The organism is Maribacter litoralis, assembly GCF_003075045.1.
In the GTDB taxonomy this organism is placed as follows: domain Bacteria; phylum Bacteroidota; class Bacteroidia; order Flavobacteriales; family Flavobacteriaceae; genus Maribacter; species Maribacter litoralis.
Genome location: NZ_QCZD01000001.1, coordinates 33,558 through 52,183, shown reverse-complemented (window position 1 = coordinate 52,183; position 18,626 = coordinate 33,558). Strand labels below are relative to the sequence as shown.

General features: G+C 34.3%; 18 protein-coding genes. 10 read left to right on the top strand and 8 right to left on the bottom strand.

What is annotated here, in order from left to right; all coding sequences use genetic code 11:
- Positions 1-156: 156 nt before the first annotated feature.
- Entirely contained in the window at positions 157-1,311 is a 1,155-nt protein-coding gene (locus DCS95_RS00230) for a helix-turn-helix domain-containing protein (RefSeq protein ID WP_164674085.1), read from the bottom strand.
- A gap of 745 nt (positions 1,312-2,056) precedes the next feature.
- Positions 2,057-2,236: a hypothetical protein gene (locus tag DCS95_RS00225; protein ID WP_116768857.1), complete on the bottom strand. Its 180-nt coding sequence runs from the start codon at positions 2,234-2,236 to the stop codon at positions 2,057-2,059.
- A gap of 218 nt (positions 2,237-2,454) precedes the next feature.
- Here DCS95_RS00225 and DCS95_RS00220 point away from each other — a divergent pair, with 218 nt between their 5' ends.
- From DCS95_RS00220 to DCS95_RS00205, 4 genes are read left to right on the top strand one after another with little or no spacing between them, the layout of a single operon-like run.
- Positions 2,455-2,976: a DUF421 domain-containing protein gene (locus DCS95_RS00220; RefSeq protein WP_116768856.1), complete on the top strand. Its 522-nt coding sequence runs from the start codon at positions 2,455-2,457 to the stop codon at positions 2,974-2,976.
- Between the two features lie 4 nt (positions 2,977-2,980).
- Positions 2,981-3,256, top strand: coding sequence for a SemiSWEET family sugar transporter (locus DCS95_RS00215; protein ID WP_116768855.1), 276 nt, complete (start codon positions 2,981-2,983; stop codon positions 3,254-3,256).
- Positions 3,237-3,902, top strand: a complete 666-nt coding sequence (gene gntA, locus DCS95_RS00210; RefSeq protein ID WP_116768854.1) for a guanitoxin biosynthesis heme-dependent pre-guanitoxin N-hydroxylase GntA — start codon at positions 3,237-3,239, stop codon at positions 3,900-3,902. Before DCS95_RS00215 ends, gntA begins: the two co-directional genes overlap by 20 nt.
- Entirely contained in the window at positions 3,899-4,480 is a 582-nt protein-coding gene (locus tag DCS95_RS00205) for a DUF1989 domain-containing protein (protein WP_116768853.1), read from the top strand. Before gntA ends, DCS95_RS00205 begins: the two co-directional genes overlap by 4 nt.
- A gap of 134 nt (positions 4,481-4,614) precedes the next feature.
- Here DCS95_RS00205 and DCS95_RS00200 read toward each other — a convergent pair whose 3' ends face one another.
- The 6 genes from DCS95_RS00200 to DCS95_RS00175 all read right to left on the bottom strand — a co-directional run bounded on the left by DCS95_RS00200 (position 4,615) and on the right by DCS95_RS00175 (position 11,817).
- Positions 4,615-5,706 carry a phytochrome family protein gene (locus DCS95_RS00200; RefSeq protein ID WP_208630720.1) on the bottom strand — a complete coding sequence of 364 codons (1,092 nt, stop codon included), beginning with the start codon at positions 5,704-5,706 and terminating at the stop codon, positions 4,615-4,617.
- Positions 5,707-5,752: 46 nt separating this feature from the next.
- Positions 5,753-6,580 (bottom strand): alpha/beta fold hydrolase, encoded by an 828-nt coding sequence (locus DCS95_RS00195; protein WP_116768851.1) that lies wholly within the window; start codon positions 6,578-6,580, stop codon positions 5,753-5,755.
- Between the two features lie 122 nt (positions 6,581-6,702).
- Entirely contained in the window at positions 6,703-8,913 is a 2,211-nt protein-coding gene (locus tag DCS95_RS00190; protein WP_116768850.1) for a xanthine dehydrogenase family protein molybdopterin-binding subunit, read from the bottom strand.
- 11 nt (positions 8,914-8,924) lie between these two features.
- Entirely contained in the window at positions 8,925-9,908 is a 984-nt protein-coding gene (locus DCS95_RS00185; protein WP_116768849.1) for an FAD binding domain-containing protein, read from the bottom strand.
- Position 9,909: 1 nt separating this feature from the next.
- Positions 9,910-10,389 (bottom strand): (2Fe-2S)-binding protein, encoded by a 480-nt coding sequence (locus DCS95_RS00180; RefSeq protein WP_116768848.1) that lies wholly within the window; start codon positions 10,387-10,389, stop codon positions 9,910-9,912.
- A gap of 342 nt (positions 10,390-10,731) precedes the next feature.
- Complete coding sequence (locus DCS95_RS00175) at positions 10,732-11,817, bottom strand: endonuclease/exonuclease/phosphatase family protein (RefSeq protein ID WP_244178348.1); 1,086 nt, start codon at positions 11,815-11,817, stop codon at positions 10,732-10,734.
- A 195-nt stretch (positions 11,818-12,012) separates the two neighbouring features.
- On the opposite strand from DCS95_RS00175, the gene DCS95_RS00170 reads away from it, so the two are divergent.
- The 6 genes from DCS95_RS00170 to ligD all read left to right on the top strand — a co-directional run bounded on the left by DCS95_RS00170 (position 12,013) and on the right by ligD (position 18,591).
- The gene (locus DCS95_RS00170) at positions 12,013-12,852 is read left to right on the top strand and encodes a LytTR family DNA-binding domain-containing protein (RefSeq protein WP_116768847.1); all 840 of its coding nucleotides are present in this window, start codon (positions 12,013-12,015) and stop codon (positions 12,850-12,852) included.
- A 102-nt stretch (positions 12,853-12,954) separates the two neighbouring features.
- Positions 12,955-13,308: a hypothetical protein gene (locus tag DCS95_RS00165; protein ID WP_116768846.1), complete on the top strand. Its 354-nt coding sequence runs from the start codon at positions 12,955-12,957 to the stop codon at positions 13,306-13,308.
- Positions 13,309-13,359: 51 nt separating this feature from the next.
- Positions 13,360-14,169, top strand: a complete 810-nt coding sequence (locus DCS95_RS00160) for a hypothetical protein (protein ID WP_164674084.1) — start codon at positions 13,360-13,362, stop codon at positions 14,167-14,169.
- Positions 14,170-14,452: 283 nt separating this feature from the next.
- Complete coding sequence (locus DCS95_RS00155) at positions 14,453-15,355, top strand: mechanosensitive ion channel family protein (protein ID WP_116768844.1); 903 nt, start codon at positions 14,453-14,455, stop codon at positions 15,353-15,355.
- 35 nt (positions 15,356-15,390) lie between these two features.
- Positions 15,391-16,164 carry a non-homologous end joining protein Ku gene (gene ku, locus DCS95_RS00150; RefSeq protein ID WP_116768843.1) on the top strand — a complete coding sequence of 258 codons (774 nt, stop codon included), beginning with the start codon at positions 15,391-15,393 and terminating at the stop codon, positions 16,162-16,164.
- Positions 16,165-16,167: 3 nt separating this feature from the next.
- On the top strand, positions 16,168-18,591 hold the full coding sequence (gene ligD / locus DCS95_RS00145) for a DNA ligase D (protein ID WP_116768842.1): 2,424 nt from the start codon (positions 16,168-16,170) through the stop codon (positions 18,589-18,591).
- The last annotated feature ends 35 nt before the right edge of the window (positions 18,592-18,626 follow it).

Below are 18,626 nucleotides of genomic sequence, written 5' to 3'. Positions count from 1 at the left end.
AAATTCTTACAGTCTGTGAACCGAAGTCTGCAAAAAAACTAGAATAGGTACGAAAAAGTATAAACAATGGAGGGTTATTGGTGCCCAAATTAAATCTCGACACCAATTTTATGGATTCTTAAAAGAAAGGAAGGGGAGCTGATAAGCTACGCTATATTAGCTATCTGCCGCTAGCTTTAATACGTAATCACTTGGACTATACTTTGTTGCATTTTTAAAAACCTTACTAAAAGAGCTTCTATTGGCAAAACCACACTCCCAAGCCAAGGCTTCCATAGTATTGGTATCCAAAAAACCTTCTTCAATGAGATTTTTGGCATACTCCATGCGTAAATTGTTCTTATAGGAAGTAAAATTAAGTCCATACTGCTGCTTAATGAAATAAGACAAATGATGCGTAGGCATTTCCATCTCACGTGCACAGTTGGTAACATTAAAATCTTGATGCAGGTGCAATTTCTTTTCAACGAGAAGCTTCAATTTTCTTTTTATCCTCGATTCATCCAATCCATACTTACTATCGAGTTGTTGGTCGGAAATCGATTGTTTTGAATCTACAGTAGTTTCGATTACCTGAGGATACCCATGTAAAATGGTAGGAAAGTAAATTGGGATGACCCCAATGGAGAACATTATCGTATATAGTATTATCGGTACCAGAGCCCCCCCTTCAAAAATATTTACCGCCAGCATATTCTCTATAGCATATATAATGGCAAAAACAGCGAATAATGCCAATCCGATCCAAAAGACCAACAACCATTTATTCAAAATATTCTTTAGATTATCTGCATTGCCTTTCTTGATAAAGTTCAACAACTTGGGCAATACCACCAATAAGGCAGCCAATTGCCAAACATGACGCAAAAGCATATGCTGATCTAGGTCTAACAGCCAATAGCTTACATGGAGTCTGTTTTTAGGGTCGGTCATGGCATCATGCAACATTTCTGCATAAACCGCATCTGGCTGTAAATAAATATAGCCCACATCGATGACACTCAAAATAAAGGGAATAAAAAGAATACTATATTCTTTTTTCCACCTGAGTCTATCTTCCATGATCGTTTCAAAATAAAAATAAATGGGCAAGGCGAACAGGTTATACAGCATAAGTGGCCACAAGAAAAACCAACTACATTTTGCCAAGTGAACCCCATCTATAATATATGCCTGTAAAGCATACACCGATAGTAAAAAGTAAAAGCCTCCTAGAGAAATAATGGCTTTTGGTTGGGTAGACTTTTTTAAAAACAATAAAGTGGTTAGAACAAAACCAAAAATAGCGGCAATCAATAATATATTAAACAAAATACAGATTTTATAAATTACACCTTTGACGATTTAAACTCCTCTATTAATAATTTTAAAATAATTGTCCAATTTGGATTATTTTTTTGTCTAAAAGCTATTTCCTACAATTTTTCAAAAGAGCGCTCATGTTTAATAAGCGTTCATGAAGTTTAATTAAAATCCGCTATTTAGATATGTATAATAATATTTAAAAGCCTTATCAAACATTCTAAATCAGAATCAATAAGCAATATGATTAAACTGACTTGTTATGTCTAAGATACTTTCTAGACCAAATATGATATAGCAAATAAAAAGAATGATTCAACGAACTCCAACTATTATCAACCTATATTATAAATAAATTTACTTCAATTAGTAACAGATAAGTCTTAATAATTTGAGGTTAAACAAACTACGAAAAAATCTTAAAGAGACTTTTTTATGGTTTGGTTATTTGGTAATGTTGGTGGAACTCTACTTTTTGCATCTGCAAGATTTCTTAAACAACTAATATTAATAGAATCTGAGAGTAATTATGGAATATTTAGTTTTAGTGTCACCCATTTCTTTAAATAATGACTATCACCTCTTAAAGTTACCTGAATATGCTGTTATTAATATTTTAAAGTAGCAAAGTTACAGGTAATTATTTACGAATAACCTACAGATATTCTGAAATATCTCATTATCTATTCTAGCCCTTCTTCATAAATAGTATCTATCATCTTTCTTAAAATACCATCTAATTCTTTGGAGAAAATTATATATACTTTAAAACCTTATCTACATCACCATTTAGTGAACCTTCATTGTTCAATAACTCAACAAGACCCATAATACTTGAAAGCTGTGCACACACCTCATGAGATTGTGTCCAAGCAAATTTCTTAAATATAGTATTCTGTCCTTCAATTGCTTTAAGACATATAAAGGAGAGCATATTCTATAGAACAGGTAAATCGCTAATTCGAAATTTAATTTAAATGTAAAATACCCTACGCTTTAGTTTAATAGTAATTTGACACTTAAACCATCCTAAAGACATATCAACCACACAAAATTTGATGCTTATCAATAGCGTCATGGATAAAAACGATTGAGGTAATCGATAGCTATTTCGTAATCTACTTTTACAACCCAATCAATTCAATTAAAAAAATGGAAAACTGGTTATACGCATCATCTGATATTATTACTAAGGTGATTTTTACCGTATTGGTAATATTTACTTTAATAATTGTAATCACACGAGTTTCAGGTTTAAGAACCTTTGCTAAGATGTCAAGCTTCGATTTCGCTTCCACAATTGCTATAGGGTCGATTCTTGCATCAATTGTTCTAAACCCTGACCAGTCTATTCTTAAGGGAGCGGTTGCCTTAGCGGTAATCATATTATTTCAAACCATATTTTCCTTTGCAAAACGAAAATCTGATTGGTTCAACAATCTATCTACCAACAAGCCCATGTTACTAATGGAAAATGGTAAGTTTTTAATGAACAATCTTAAAAAGACCAACATTAGTGATAATGATGTGTATGCCAAACTGCGTGATGCCAATGTCAAAGATAAATGCGAGGTACTAGCCGTTATTTTAGAAAGTACCGGTGACATTTCAGTAATTCATGAACATAAGGAAACCCCTCTTTCTGAAGAGGTGTTGACAGGGGTGCAAAAATAGTATAATGGAAACTTCTGAAATAATTGGAACCCTCGCAGGAATATTTACCACAATCGCTGTAATTCCACAAATTTTTAAAGCAATTAGAACTGACAAAGTAGATGATATCAGTCCGCTGTTCTTTTCCACATTGGTTCTAGGTGTTGGTCTATGGACTGTTTATGGAATTTTAAAATGCGATTGGCCAATAATAATTACGAACGGTATTTCTTTCATGTTGAACCTAACCATGATCGGAATCTACCTAAAAAACAAATTCTATGGAAATAAGCACATTTGATAATATAATCACTATAGAGGAAATGGTAAGAGATTTTATTCTTGATGACCATCCTTGTGTTATGGCTCAAAGTCTTGTCGCTAATGATAATCTTACAATTCATAATTACGGCAATTTTGAAACTGTAACTATACCTCATATATTAGAAGATTTAAACAACTACTTAAATGACATTGATGATGATTCAAAAAAATTTCAAACATTCATCGCAGTATTTGAAGATGATGAATTCGAAACTGAATTAGCCTTTGAAAAAGCATTGTGGAAATTACTTTACCAATTACATAAAGAAGATTACTATGAATGGGACAAAAGCACAGAGTCTGATGTGTCATCATCAAATTTTAGCATGAGCATCTTAGGAAATTCTTTTTATATCGTAGGAATGCACCCTAATGCATCAAGAAAAGCTAGGTCATCACCGGTACCGATGATTGTTTTTAATCTACACAATCAGTTCGAGATACTTCGCAAATCTAATCGCTATACTCGTGTAAGGGATTTGATCAGAAGCAGAGATAAAGAATATCAAGGTTCCATAAATCCAATGTTAGAAGATTTTGGAACCAATAGCGAAGCAAGACAATATAGTGGAAGAGCAGTAGATAACAAATGGAAATGTCCATATCAATTCGATACTAAATGATAATTATACCACCAAAATCCGGAGCTTCTTTAGAACTTAAAAAAGGTCAAATACTCAAGGTCGTTGACATTGAAGGCATGCAAGTATCTGATATTTTATTTTTGAATAAAGCGGATAAAGAAGAAAAAATATCTTCAGGCAAAACATTTGATTTTGAAGAGTCTATCCTGCTTACGAAAGGGAATTACCTCTGGAGTAACAGGAGTAATAAAATGGTAAAAATCATAGAAGACACAAATGGTAGAAATGATTTTTTACTTGCACCCTGCGATAGGAAAACGTTTAAACATTTTTACGGTATGGAAGAATATCACCCAAGTTGTTTTGAGAATCTTTACAAAAACTTAGAACAATACGGTATCGGTAAAGATGACATACCAACCGCATTCAACATATTTATGAATGTTGTTTTCGAAAAATCTGGAAAGATAACAGTTGACCCACCCACATCAAAATCAGGAGATTATGTTTGTTTTGAAGCACAGATGGATCTAATAGTTGCTTTGACCGCTTGTTCTGCAAAAGACAGTAATGGTGGCAGTTTTAAATCCATTGGTTATGAAATAGTAGATAAATGAATATTTTTTTAAAATCTATAACTGGAAATTAATTTGGCGCTCTTCAAATTATTAACGCGAATCAAATAATAGTATTTTAAACAGTAGTTTCTTGAATTTCGGAATGCATTGCATTTAATTAAAATGAACTATCACTATAAAGAAACATGGGGAAGCATAATCGCGATTCGAATTTTTCCTGAATCGAGAATTTCAATATTAAACGTACCGCCATGTAATGAGGTTATTTTCTCACAAAAAACCGTATCCAAGTTTATACCCATACGATGCCCACCTGCATGGTGTACCATTTCCTTTGCATCTTCATTATTTATTTTGGGTTCCACCATTAGCAAAATTTTCAACTTACCAATTTCTAAATTTGTGGGGCTCTTTGTCTCTTTTGCAGAAATACTCGAAGATAGGTTCATTGATTTCACCCCATTTGAACCTATAAGCCGACCAATCAAATGAAATAGTTCTGTAAATAATATAGTTATCTTATCCTCATCGCCATAAAGCGAATTTATTTCTAAATCATATATAAAATCATACGTTGATAAAGGGCTCTCGGTTTTTATCGATTCTATAATACCCGTCAAATTAACATGGGCCTTTCTTAAGGTATAATACTCAAGTTCACTATATTGCTGTAATCTTTTGGTCAATGAATGCCCTCGGCCTGCGACTTCAATAATTCTATTTAGGTTATGCAGTACATCGTCCATACTATTTAAGCTATCAGCTTTTAAAATAGTTCTACTAGCAAAGAGCTGAATTTTACGCAATGGTTCTTGTAAATCGTGGGAAATCATTTTATTCAGTATACGCAATTCTTTATTGGTCGTCTTTTCTTCACGCAACTGGCTTTCAAGTTCTTTTTGAATTTTTCCGAGCTCATTATGGGCCAACATCAATTCCTTATTTTTTAACAAGGCTGTTTCCGCTGCATTTTTTGCCTCGATAAGACCACTTTCAAAATCACTTCTCTTATTTAAAATTAAACCCGAGATATGTATTTGACTAGCATCCATAGACATATTGAAAAGGAAAGGATATTTAGTTCCATCTTTTCCTGTCAAACTCAACACAATTTCTTGAACCTTACCCTTACCCATCAGAGTAGGATAAAAATGAGTTTTATAAAGAATTCTACTGCCTGTGCTTAAAATTGAATTGATACTAGTATTTTCCAACTCTGAAAAAGTATAGCCTAGTTTTTCAATAATATAAGAGTTTACTGCCAATATCTTTTCATTGAGATTTAAGCTGATTACCCCACATGGTAACAAATCATAGTCCGGCATCTGTTATAAGGAATTTTTCGTTGAAAAGTTCTTTCTTAAGAACCTCAATAGTCTCTTGCGGATGACTTATATGTGGGCAGTGACCAGAAGCCTCCATATAGGTAATTTTACTGTTGGCTAAGTTATCCTTTACATATTCACCAACTTTTTCATTTGCTATATCATCTTCTACGCATTGAACTATAAGGCATGGAATATCGACCTTTTTTAAGTCTTCCCTATTGTCCGAAAAGAAAGTTACCCTCGCGAAATTTTTTGTTATACTCTTGTCCATAGAGCAAAAGCTTTCCGCCAATTCATTGGTTAGGTGAGATTTTTCAGGGTTTTTCATGACCACTGGAGCAAGATAATTTGCCCATTCAATATAATTTGAATCAAGCAGTTCCAATAAATCTTCCAATTCACTCTCTTCGAAGCCTCCTTGATAATCTCCAGTATTTAAATAACAACTGGAAGGACAAATCATTACCATGGAACGAAATATTCGTGGTTTTTCAATAGCGGCCAAAACCCCTATCATTGAGCTTACGGAATGACCAATAAAAATGCTCTGTTTAATATTAAGATCTTCACAAATTTCAATTATATCTTGGGCATAACCTGATAAACTTCCATATCTATCCTTATCATAACTAGATATATCTGATTTTCCACATCCAACATAATCAAAAACCAACACTTTGAAATGTTTTTCCAGAAACGGAATAATATAACGCCACATTGCCTGATCACACCCAAAACCATGGGCAAGAATTATGGTTTGGCCTCCATTGCCAAACACTCGTACATTATTTCTGGTGGTTACTGTAGACAATATATTTGATTTAGGTTAAGTGCAAGTTAGACAAATAAAATTGACTTGTTCATTGATCATCATCGATAAAATTAACTATATCCGTTTGATAGAATTGATGAGAAATCAATGAGAGCATAAGGTTATGCTAATATTTTATCTAAAGTAATGGGTAGATTGCGCACCCTTTTACCTGTAGCATCATATACAGCGTTCGCGATTGCCGAAGCAACACCCACAATACCAATTTCACCGAGTCCCTTTGCTCCTAAAGGATTTACGATATCATCATGCTCTTCAACAAATAATACATCCAATTGTTGTACATCGGCATGGACGGCCATATGGTATTCCGCAAGGTTGGCATTCATTATTCTACCATTCCGGTCATCTATCATGCCCTCTTCTTCCAAGGCCATGCCAATTCCCCAAGTAATAGCTCCTAAAATTTGGCTTTCTGCCGTTTTAGGATTAATAATGCGTCCACCAGCAATTGCACTTGTTACTCTTGGTACTGTTATCATACCCAAGTCTTTGTCAACGTTCACTTCTACCATAACGCATGAGTGTGCATAGCAAGAATATTGTTCTTGCCTTTCTTCAGGGTCCAAAGTATTTTCCGCTTCTATTTTATCCAGTGCCGCTTTTTTCAATATTTTCTTGATGTTGATAGATCTTCCATTTGGCAAAACCAATTCACCATCGGCACAAGAAACCTCATCGTAACTAACCTCATCTAAATTTTCATTAGAGCTCACCTTTGCCAAATCAACCAGTTGCTCCTTTATTTTTATGCATACCGCCTTTACTGCAGAGCCTACCGATGAAACGGTCCAAGACCCACCTTCTATAGGTGCCTTGGGCATGGAAGTATCACCCAAATCAAATTGTACATCCTTCATGGAAACTCCTAAGGTTTCAGCTGCAATCTGTGACATAACGGTATAAGTACCGGTACCAATATCTGCTGTACTTGAACTGACCACTAACTTACCAGAGGAATCAAGTACCGCCTTTGCCGATGATTTCTGTTGCATGGCTTCCCAACAACCGGTTGCCATGCCGTAGCCTACCAATACGGAATCATCTTTTTTCTCGATTGCCTTAGTTTTTCTCTGGTGCCAACCAAAATGTTCTGCAGCTTGTCGATAACACTCCTTAAGTTCTTTACTTGAATAAGGTTTATCTTCATTTTGGTCCTTATTCGCATAATTGATGAGTCTAAATTCCAGTGGGTCTATATTCGCTTTTACGGCAAGTTCATCCATTGCACATTCTAACGCGAACATTCCTGTTGCACCACCTGGTGCCCTCATATCCATTGGAGTATAAACATTTACGGGTATTAGCTCATATTCCAATTTTACATGGTCGCAACGATACATCATACCAGACCAGTCAACAATAGTTTCATTATACTTTTCAAATTTTGAAGTTTCCCCGTAAGCTTTATGAATAATAGACTCCAACTTCCCTTCCTTCGAAGCACCCAGTTGTATATTTTGAATACATGCAGGCCGATGACCAAACGAAAACATTTGCTTTCTTGTTAATGAAACCTTTACCGGTCTATGAAGTTCTCTTGCCGCCATGGCTGCCAAAAATAGCTGATATTGCGGACGCAATCCAGAGCCAAAACCTCCACCAACAAAAGGAGATAAAATTTGCACTTTTTCAGAGTTCAAATTAAAAATACCGCAAATGTATTTTTGACTGCTATTAACTCCCTGTACTTTATCATATATCTTGAACGATTTATTATCAACATCCCATTCCGCTATCGAAACATGAGGCTCCATAGGATTATGATAATGTCTGGGTTGGCTGTATTCAACATCTATTTGTACTTCGGCATTGGTAAAGGCCAATTCTGGATTGCCCCTTTTTGGTGCGGTATCTTCTACCCCTTCTGATGTAGCACTGTCCCTGTTTTTCATTATATCGGTAGAACATTCCTCTACTTGGTATTCAACCTCTACCAAACCTGCGGCATACCGTGCAAGCTCAAAACTTTCTGCAACTACTAAAGCAATTGGTTGCCCGTTGTACAGTATATCATCATTGTACAATGGTCGAAATGGGTGACCAGGTGGTGACAGGGGATCGGTATAATCTACATTATGCACTAAATCTTCAGGAAGATTCTCATGGGTGAAAATTTCTAATACCCCTTCTATCAACTTGGCTTTATCAGTATGTATCGCCACAATTTTTCCATTGGCAATAGTACTGTTCACCACATAGCCGTGTACTAGCCCGTTAGGCTTAAATTCGCCAACGTAAGTTGCCGTTCCGGTAACTTTTTTCACACCGTCTACCCTTTTCCTCGATTTACCTATATATGCCGTATCCATCTATCGCTACATTAAAGTTTCTTTGCTTCGTTTAAAGCCCTTACTATTGTTTTATGAGCCAATGCCATCTTAAAATCATTATCACCAAAACCCTGGGCTCCAGTCAGTAATTCTTCTGCAAGGGAATCAAAATTCTCATTACTGGCCTCTCTACCTATTAATTTTTGCTCTACATGAGGTAAACGCCAAGGCTTGTGGGCCACACCTCCCAAGGCAACTTTAATTGAGGCAATATTATTTCCGTTCAATTGTAGTGCCGCCGCTACGGATACCAAAGCAAATGCATAAGAAGGTCTATCTCTAACTTTTAGATACGCGTAATTTTTATTAAACAAGTCCCCTGGTAGATTTATCGAAGTAATAATTTCATTTGGCATAAGGTTGTTATCTTTTTCCGGAGTATCTCCAGGAAGCCTATGAAAATCTAAAATAGGTATTCGACGTTCACCATCTCGCCCTTGCACCACTATCTCAGCATCTAAAGCTGCCAGAGCAACACACATATCTGAAGGATGGGTCGCTATACAATCTTCACTAGTACCTAGAATGGCGTGAATTCTATTGAAGCCCCCAATTGCCGAACAACCGCTGCCAGGTTCTCTTTTGTTACATGGCGTAGCTGTATCGTAAAAATAATAGCACCTTGTACGCTGCATAAGATTTCCGCCATTGGTAGCTGCATTTCTCAATTGTGCTGAAGCACCGGACAGAATTGCCTTAGATAACAAAGGATAATTTTTTTCTACAAGTGGATGATATGCCGTATCTGCATTTGTCACCATAGCACCCAAGCGTAACCCACCCGATGCATTACGAACTATCTCACGATAAGGCAAATGGTTAACATCAATTAAGTAATGTGGATTCTCTACCCTATATTTCATTAAGTCCAAAAGATTGGTTCCCCCTCCAATAGCTTTGGCGTGGTTTTTAGTGGTCAATTCTTCTACTGCTTGCCCTATTTCCGTAGACTTACTATAATCAAAATCATTCATATTAATTCTTTTTTGCGACCATTGCCTCAGCCACCTTAAATATATTGGAGTAAGCACCACATCTACATAAGTTTCCGCTCATAAGATCCCTAATTTCCTCTGGAGAATTCCCCTTGTCCATATTCAGCATACTCACCATAGAACATATTTGACCTGAAGTACAATATCCGCACTGAAAGGCATCGTTATCTATAAATGCTTGTTGAACTTGGTGCAGACCATCATCATTTGCCAAACCTTCAATCGTAACAATTTCTTTGTTCTCGTTCATAATAGCCAAGGAAAGACATGAATTAATGGCTTTGCCATCTACCAAAACTGTACAAGCACCACATTGCCCGTGATCACAACCTTTTTTAGTGCCGGTTAAATTTAGAACCTCCCTTAGTGCGTCTAAAAGTGTAGTACTTATTGGTACCGTTAATTGATGCCTTTTACCATTTATGTTCAAATAAATAGCACTTTCGTTTAAGAATCCCATATGCTTATATTTAAATAAAGTGCATCGCCATTTCTAATGAAGTATAAATTAGACGAACAGTTATTAGATTTGTAATTCAACCTACCTAATAATATCTGAGCAATGGTTTTACACCTGGTATAAAATTAGCTTTACCTTAACTATAAAATTGTCCTATAAAAAGTTTTATTGATCCATTAAAAAGAAAGTGCTTTAAAATAGCTACACAGATTGCAGAACTTTGAAACTTGAATATTATTAAATGCAAAATAGAAGATTTAGCAGATCAAATCTTTTCTACTTTTTTGAAAGAACAGCTTTATCGTGTAATTAATACCGTAGGTAAATATTATAAACTAATGGTTACGAAATCTTATTTTCCTTTTCAATTTGATTTTTCGCTGTTTTAATTTCTTCTTCTGTTGGTTCAGGTAATTTCTGTTCTGATGACAATTCTGGCTCAAAACTAAAATTCGTATAAAACGGAAAGTGATCGGAACCAATATCCTCACCCACCTTAATATCGATAACTCTAAATGCTGCAGATGAAAAAACATGATCAAGAGGCCATCTCATAATATAACTATCCGCATTATAAGTATTATACAAGCCTCTACCTTTTCTAGAGTCTAGCAAACCACTTACTTTCTGAAATAATTCTGTAGTTTCCGACCATGCAACATCATTAAAATCTCCCATTACCACTACCGGATATTTTGAGCTTCTTGTAAGCATTGCGACTTTCATCATCTCCGCATCTCTATCGACGGAAGAAGGGTTATGTTGTGGTGTTGGAGGTGCAGGATGAATAGCGAAAATTTGTATGGTATCTTTTGTCGGCAATATTAATTTAGTATGGATAGAAGGTATAGTATCCTCCACCATGTATTTCACCATAGGTTCAAATAATTCATATTTTGAATACATTGTCATTCCGTAAGTGTTTTCTAACGGAACTTCTATTTGATATTCATAATGACCATGAAAACTTTCATTAAGTTTCTCTGTCCAATTTTGGTTGGTTTCGGTAAATAATAAAACATCTGCACTTTTGAGTGTTGCATCCTGAATAACTAATTTTTTATTTTCATTATTCTGAAGAACATTAGCTGCATAAATAGAAAGATTTGTTTTGGCATTTTCACTTGCCATTTTTATTTCATACTTGGCTAAAGGAGTATATATGTATATTTTTTGTAGCTGAACTGTAATACAACCTAATAAAATAATCACAAAAATTTGATCGAACCTATCTTTAATTTCAAACCTAAAAAAATAAACTAGAAAAGCTATGGTAGAAAGAACTGTAAGCTGCAAATGAGGAAAATCAAAAACTCTAACTATCCAACTGTTTACTGGTATATAAGGAAATATCGTAAGAACGATAGCTAGAAATCCAAAAGCTCGAAGGGCGATTTTTAATTTTGACATCTCTATAGGTTTGGTCATATTTCGATAAGTTACGCCAATTAACTACAGATTATTAATACAATAAAATAATTTTTATAATCATATAGAAGTTTGGGAAATAAAATATCAGGAATGTTACAAATTCATGAAACCATGTTCTATCGTAATGGGGAAAAATTTCTTTCGTTTTGTTAACTTTATTTTTTTGATTCAAAATAGCAGCAAATTTGACTAATGATTTCATTGAATAAAACTATTGCCTATACAAAAAATTGGAAGTACACTTTTATAATCGCATTGATATTAGGTGCTTTTGTACCTCTCCTTTTAATTACATTAGAACCATTTGACAATAGTAATTCATTTTCGTACAAATATGCAATTCTACTTGGCTATGCTATTTGCATCGCAATTCCCTTGATAATTCTTCATCCTATTGAAAATTATATTTATGAGAAGCAGACAAATCGCTGGTTCGTTATTAACGAGTTTTTCTATATCCTCCTTTCCCTATTAGTCATTTTTCTATTCTCATTTTTATATCATTTTATAATAATTAGAAATCAAACTTCTATTTCTATAGAGTTAATATGGAGTTTTATCAAGTTTTTCTGTTTACCATTTACACCCATTGTAGTTCCATTATGGCTTTATCTACGTTCTAAATATGGTATTATAGAGGTGCCATTATATGATGAAAAAAAACTAGAAAAAAGCAAGTCTATCACCATTACCGGTACAAATAAATCTGAGGTTTTAACTATTTCAGAATCTGATTTTATATATGGCAAAGCCCAACAAAATTATGTTGATGTTTATTTTGATACGGAATCTGGCACACAACAAAAAACTTTGCGAAGCACTTTATCAAATATCATGAAGCAATTACCTAATGCCTGGCAAGTGCATCGTTCTTACTTGGTTAATCTAGATTATCTTAAATCTATAGAAGGTAATGCAAGAAAACGCTCAATAAGACTTTCTCAAACAGAAGAAGTTATACCTATCTCTCAAATGTACTATAAAGCTTTGAGTGCAAGGCTTTCAAATTCATCCCAAAAGCTTCAAGATTAGCCCTTGTACATCAATTTAAACCCAAAAAGTTCAGGTTAGTCACTCTCTTTTTTTGTTGTTGTTTTTATGTTTTCTATTTGTTGAGAACTTAAAAATAAACATATGAAAACTAGTGTACTTACCACTCTATTAATTTCAATTCTAACTTTTGCAAGTTGCTCTTCAAGTAAATATGTCAACTACTTAAAAGAAAACACAGAAGTAGTTCAAATGAGCGATTCACTTCAGTTTAATTCACTTGATAATGAATTTTATGCTCATAATCTTTTTTTAGTAGGCGAAGTACACGAAGTTGAAACATCGCCAAGAATTGATTTTGCATTATTTACACAACTTAACGAGACAATACATATTAATACGTATTTAGCTGAAATGGATATCGCGCAGGGCTATTACCTTCAAGAATATATAAAAGGATCAAATGAAATTGAGCTAAAAAGAATATTAAAACAATGACCCGTATTTATTGGAAGTATTTCAGAACAGCATAGAACCAAATGGATGAAAATGAGGCACTATTACTCTCAACTTCCAGCTCATAAAAAGTTTAATCTAGTAGGCATTGATAGAATAGCTGACTTTGAATTGGTTAGAAGGTTGTTGAAGGAAAAAATCCCAGTCAAATACCATAACCAAATACAGAACGTAAATGACTCTTTGATTTCTTGGTCCAATGAAAAACTTACTACTATTTTAGAAAAAGAAAAACATGAATTTGACAAAGCTACTTTAAACCTACTACAAAACATAGCTTACAATTTATCTCATTATAAAAAGACAAGAAGCCGAGACGCATTTATGTATGAGAATTTTAAAAGATTATATATACAAAACCAATGGAAGGATCAAAACTTGTATAGTGGTTTAGGCTTTTCCCATACCTTACAAGCATATAGTTATACTTTTGCCGGCCGCTTAAAACACGACACTACTCTACCCTACACTAATAAAATGGTCAGTTTAAATACCCTATACATAGATTCTAAATTAACTGTAGATAGTAAAGCCCTGCCAAAATTTATGCAAGACAAAGGAAAAGAGTTTACAAAATTTAAGTACTCCCAAGACAATAGGTTATTTATGTATATACAAGGTATTGCCGATTATAAAAGAGTAACAGAACCACATACTATTAGCTTACTTAAATTAGATACCGAAGGTTCGCCCTATCTAAATTCAACTAGAGGAACTAAAGTTAAAAACCTGATAACCATATGGGATGCCTATGAAATTCTAGAGGGAACTTCTACGACCGACTATGCACAATACATATTTTTTGTACGAAATGCTAATTGGATAAAACCCGATGAGAATTAATTAACATTCTTCAATGAAGAACGCTGGGCAATGATTTATATAAGAAAAAAACCACCTCGAGGCGAGGTGGTTGACCAAATCTAAATAGTAACCCCTTCAAACACGTTGAAGAGATTCAAAAACTTAATTGATGGTACAAAAATACATATCGTTAATAATGATAATGATTAAATTTTTAACGCAATTGAGAATTAAAGCACTTTATTCAATAAGGCTAATTATAATGTAGTTAGAGTTATTAAGCTTAGCATTGGTTTTATACATTAGGTGAAATCATAATTATATGACCTTGCTATTACAACAAGACACTACAACCACTATTTCAGAATCGATAACATCATTCTATAATGATTTTATAGCGCAGTTACCAGGCATAGGTATTGGAATATTAATTGTAATACTTGGATTGTTATTAGGCTCATGGATAGGTGGCTTTGTAAAGCGAAAATTAGCCGCCAGAACTGGAGATCCTTTAATGAGCAAGTTTTTAGGTCAGGCCATAAAATATGTATCTGTAATAATCGCGATCATGCTTGCTCTTGAAGCTTCAGGTTTAGGTGCGATAGCTACAGGTATACTTACAGCTGCAGGTGCCAGTGCCGTTGTATTGGGCTTCGCATTCAAAGATATTGGACAGAATTTTATAGCTGGTATCATTATGGCATTCAGCAGACCCTTTGACGTTGACGACACCGTTCAAATAGATGATAATTTTGGTAAAGTGAAGGCTTTGGAATTTAGATACACCAAACTTAAAACTTTTGATGGTAAAGATGTGTACATACCCAATAGCGATGTGTTGACCAAACCGGTTACCAATTTTACAGAAGACGGATTCTTTAGATGGGATTTTATTATCGGTATAGCGTACGAAAACAATATTGAAGGTGCTAAAGAGACCATTTTAAAAGCTCTAAGTAAAGAACCAAATGTTATTGAAGATGAAGAGCATGAAAACTTTGTCATTGAAGATGAGCTAGCTACAAGTACGGTAAACCTAAAAGTTTTCTTTTGGGTTGACACTAAAGACTTTCGGAGAATGGCATTAATTACAAAAGGTAATGTAGTTAGAAATGTAAAAGAAGAATTAGAGGAAGCCGGCTATTACATGCCTGCAGATATTCAAGAAATAAAACTATATGGTGGTGAAACTGAATTCCCGGTCAAAATAAATCCGAAGGAATAAGATATCAAAAACACTAAAACAATAAATAAAATTGTATGAGATCAATTTGGAACGGCTCAATAAGCTTTGGATTAGTATCTATACCCATAAAACTATTTTCAGGTTCGGAAGATAGAAAACTAGATTTAGATATGCTAGATAGTCACGATGGCGCAAGAATACGCTATAAACGTGTTAACGAGGATACCGGTAAAGAGGTGGAATGGAAAGACATTGTTAAAGGGTACAAAAAAGATGACCAATACATTGTTCTTGAAAAAGAGGATTTTGAGAACGCGAATATGAAGAAGAGTAAAACCATTGATATTGAACAATTTATCATGGAAGACGAAGTGTCAGATGTGCTTTTCAAAAAACCATACTTTATTAAACCTCAAAAAGGTGGCGAAAAATCATACTCCTTGTTGCGTGATGCTTTAAAGAAAACCGAAAAGCTAGGTGTAGCTACTTTTGTAATGCGCCAAAAAGAACATCTTTCCTTAATTGGCATTTATAATGATGCTTTGGTTTTGCATGTTATTCGATTTGAAGATGAGATCAGAAGCACCGAAGAACTTGAACTTCCAAAAACGAAAATTGCAAAAAAGGAAATGGATATGGCTATTTCCTTGATCGATCAGTACACAGAGAAGTTTGATTTTTCTGAATTTAAAGATGTATACAACGAGCAATTATTAAAAATTATAGAATCTAAATCTGCCGGAAAAGTAAATAAACCAGAAAAGTTTGAATCTAAACCAACACCTGCTAAAGATTTAATGGCACAATTAAAAGCCAGTTTAGAAAAACGGGAAAAAAAAGCATCGTAGAGCGTGAGTTTAAAAAAGTATTACGATAAAAGAAACTTTGATAATACCCCAGAACCTAAAGGGGAACTACAATCCGTTTCTAAAAACCAAAGATTTGTAATACAGCGTCATGCCGCTAGTAGATTACATTACGATCTGCGCTTAGAGGTTCATGGAACATTAAAAAGTTGGGCAATACCAAAAGGGCCTTCCATGAACCCTAATGATAAACGATTGGCAGTACGCACAGAAGACCACCCTATTGAATACTTAACTTTTCATGGTACCATACCAAAAGGAAATTATGGTGCTGGAAATATGATTATTTGGGACACAGGTACTTTCGCCATCGATACGAGCGAAACGGACAAGGAATTAACTGAGCAACTTGCCGTAGGAAATATAAAATTGATTTTTTATGGTAATAAAATACAGGGGCGTTTTGCACTAGTACGTACCACTTCAAAAAATGATTCTGAACAATGGCTATTACTAAAAAAGAATGATGACTTTGCCATTACTACCTTTTACGATGCGGAAACCTTGGTTCCTATAACCGAAACCAGAAAAAAGAAATTTTCATCTAAACTGTCTCCCGGGTCGATCATTCAACCTATGTTGGCATCGACCTCCAAGGAAATTTTCAATGACCCAAACTTTATATACGAGCTTAAATGGGACGGCTATAGGGTAATTTCCCATATTACCGATGGCAAAGTACTTTTACAGTCAAGAAATGGCATCAACTACAATTCAAAATTTTCAAAACTTCATGATGAACTAGCTGCAATTCAACATGATGTTATTTTAGATGGTGAAGTTGTGCTAGTAAATAGCGACGGTGTTTCTCAATTTGGTGAACTTCAAAACTACCCAAACAGTAATGGAGAATTACGTTACTATGTTTTTGATATGCTTTTTCTAAACGGTCATAGTATGTTAGATTTAAAATTGATTGAAAGAAAAAGTTTAATTAATGAAGTTATTGGTGAATTGACCATCACGCAATACTGCGATCATATTGAAGGTATGGGTACCGCTTTGTTTAATAAAGCACTTGAAGCTGGTATGGAGGGGGTAATGGCAAAAGAGAAAAATTCAAATTATGCCGTTGGCTTTAGAACAGAAAAATGGCTAAAAATTAAGGGTATTCAAAGTACTGACGCCATCATTTGTGGCTATACGGAATCTAGTAACGGACCAGAATACATAGGTTCTCTAATACTTGGGCAATATATTAATGATGATTTAAAGTACATCGGCAATTGCGGAACAGGTTTTTCGGATAAGAGCAGACGAGAATTACAAATGCTTCTTAGCAATTATGAAATTAAAGAGCGTGCATTTAAAAAGAAAATTCCGCTAAAAGGTAGAATACCACATTGGATACAGCCTATTTTAGAATGCGAAGTAACGTTCTCCGAACGCACTAAAAATGGGCTGTTGAGAAATCCTGTTTTAAAACGCATCAAAACCGAAATTCCTAAAACACATACAAATGAAAACACAACCACGATTCAAACTAAAAAATCTTCAAGTTCAAAAGAAGTAATTACTATCGAGGGTTTTAAAGTGCCCATCAGTAACCTTGATAAGATTTATTGGCCACAATCAAAACTGACCAAGTACGATTTAATCGATTATTATTTAAACATATCACAGTATATACTTCCTCATTTAATAGATAGACCACAGAATTTACATCGTCATCCTAATGGAATTGATCAAGAAAGTTTTTACCAGAAAGACAATGAACATCTACCCGAATGGTTCGAAACAGTTTCTATATACTCAAAATCGTCGGAACGAGAAATCAACTATTTGCTATGTCAAAATACGGCTTCGTTAATCTATTTGGCAAATTTAGGATGCATAGAAATAAATCCTTGGAGCTCAAGAATAAAAGACTTAGATCAACCGGATTATGGAATAATTGATTTAGACCCACCACAGAACATGGATTTTAAACATGTGATAACTGTAGCGAAAGAGTTCCGTAAAATTTTGAAAGACCTACACATTCAAAGCTTTTGCAAAGTATCTGGATCCAAGGGAATACATATCTACCTGCCAATGTCCCAAAAATACAGTTATGAAGAAGTGAGGAATTTTATAAAGTTATTATGCCATTTAGTTGAAGAACGCCTACCTAAGCTAACCACCTTAGAGCGAACAATTAATAAAAGAAAAGGCAAAATATATTTGGACTATCTACAAAACAGAAGAGGACATACCATAGCTACCGTACACTCGGTAAGACCAATTGAAAATGCACCAATTTCAGCTCCTATCCATTGGGATGAATTAAACAATAAGTTAACTCCCAGACAATTTATATTAAAAGATTATTTAAAGCGATTAAAACAAGAAGATGACCTGTTTAAAGATATTTTAAAGGTAAATTTTGATATGTATAAAACTTTAAAATTATTTGATAGTATAAACTGAATTATCAAATTATGAATGTGTATCTTAATACACTT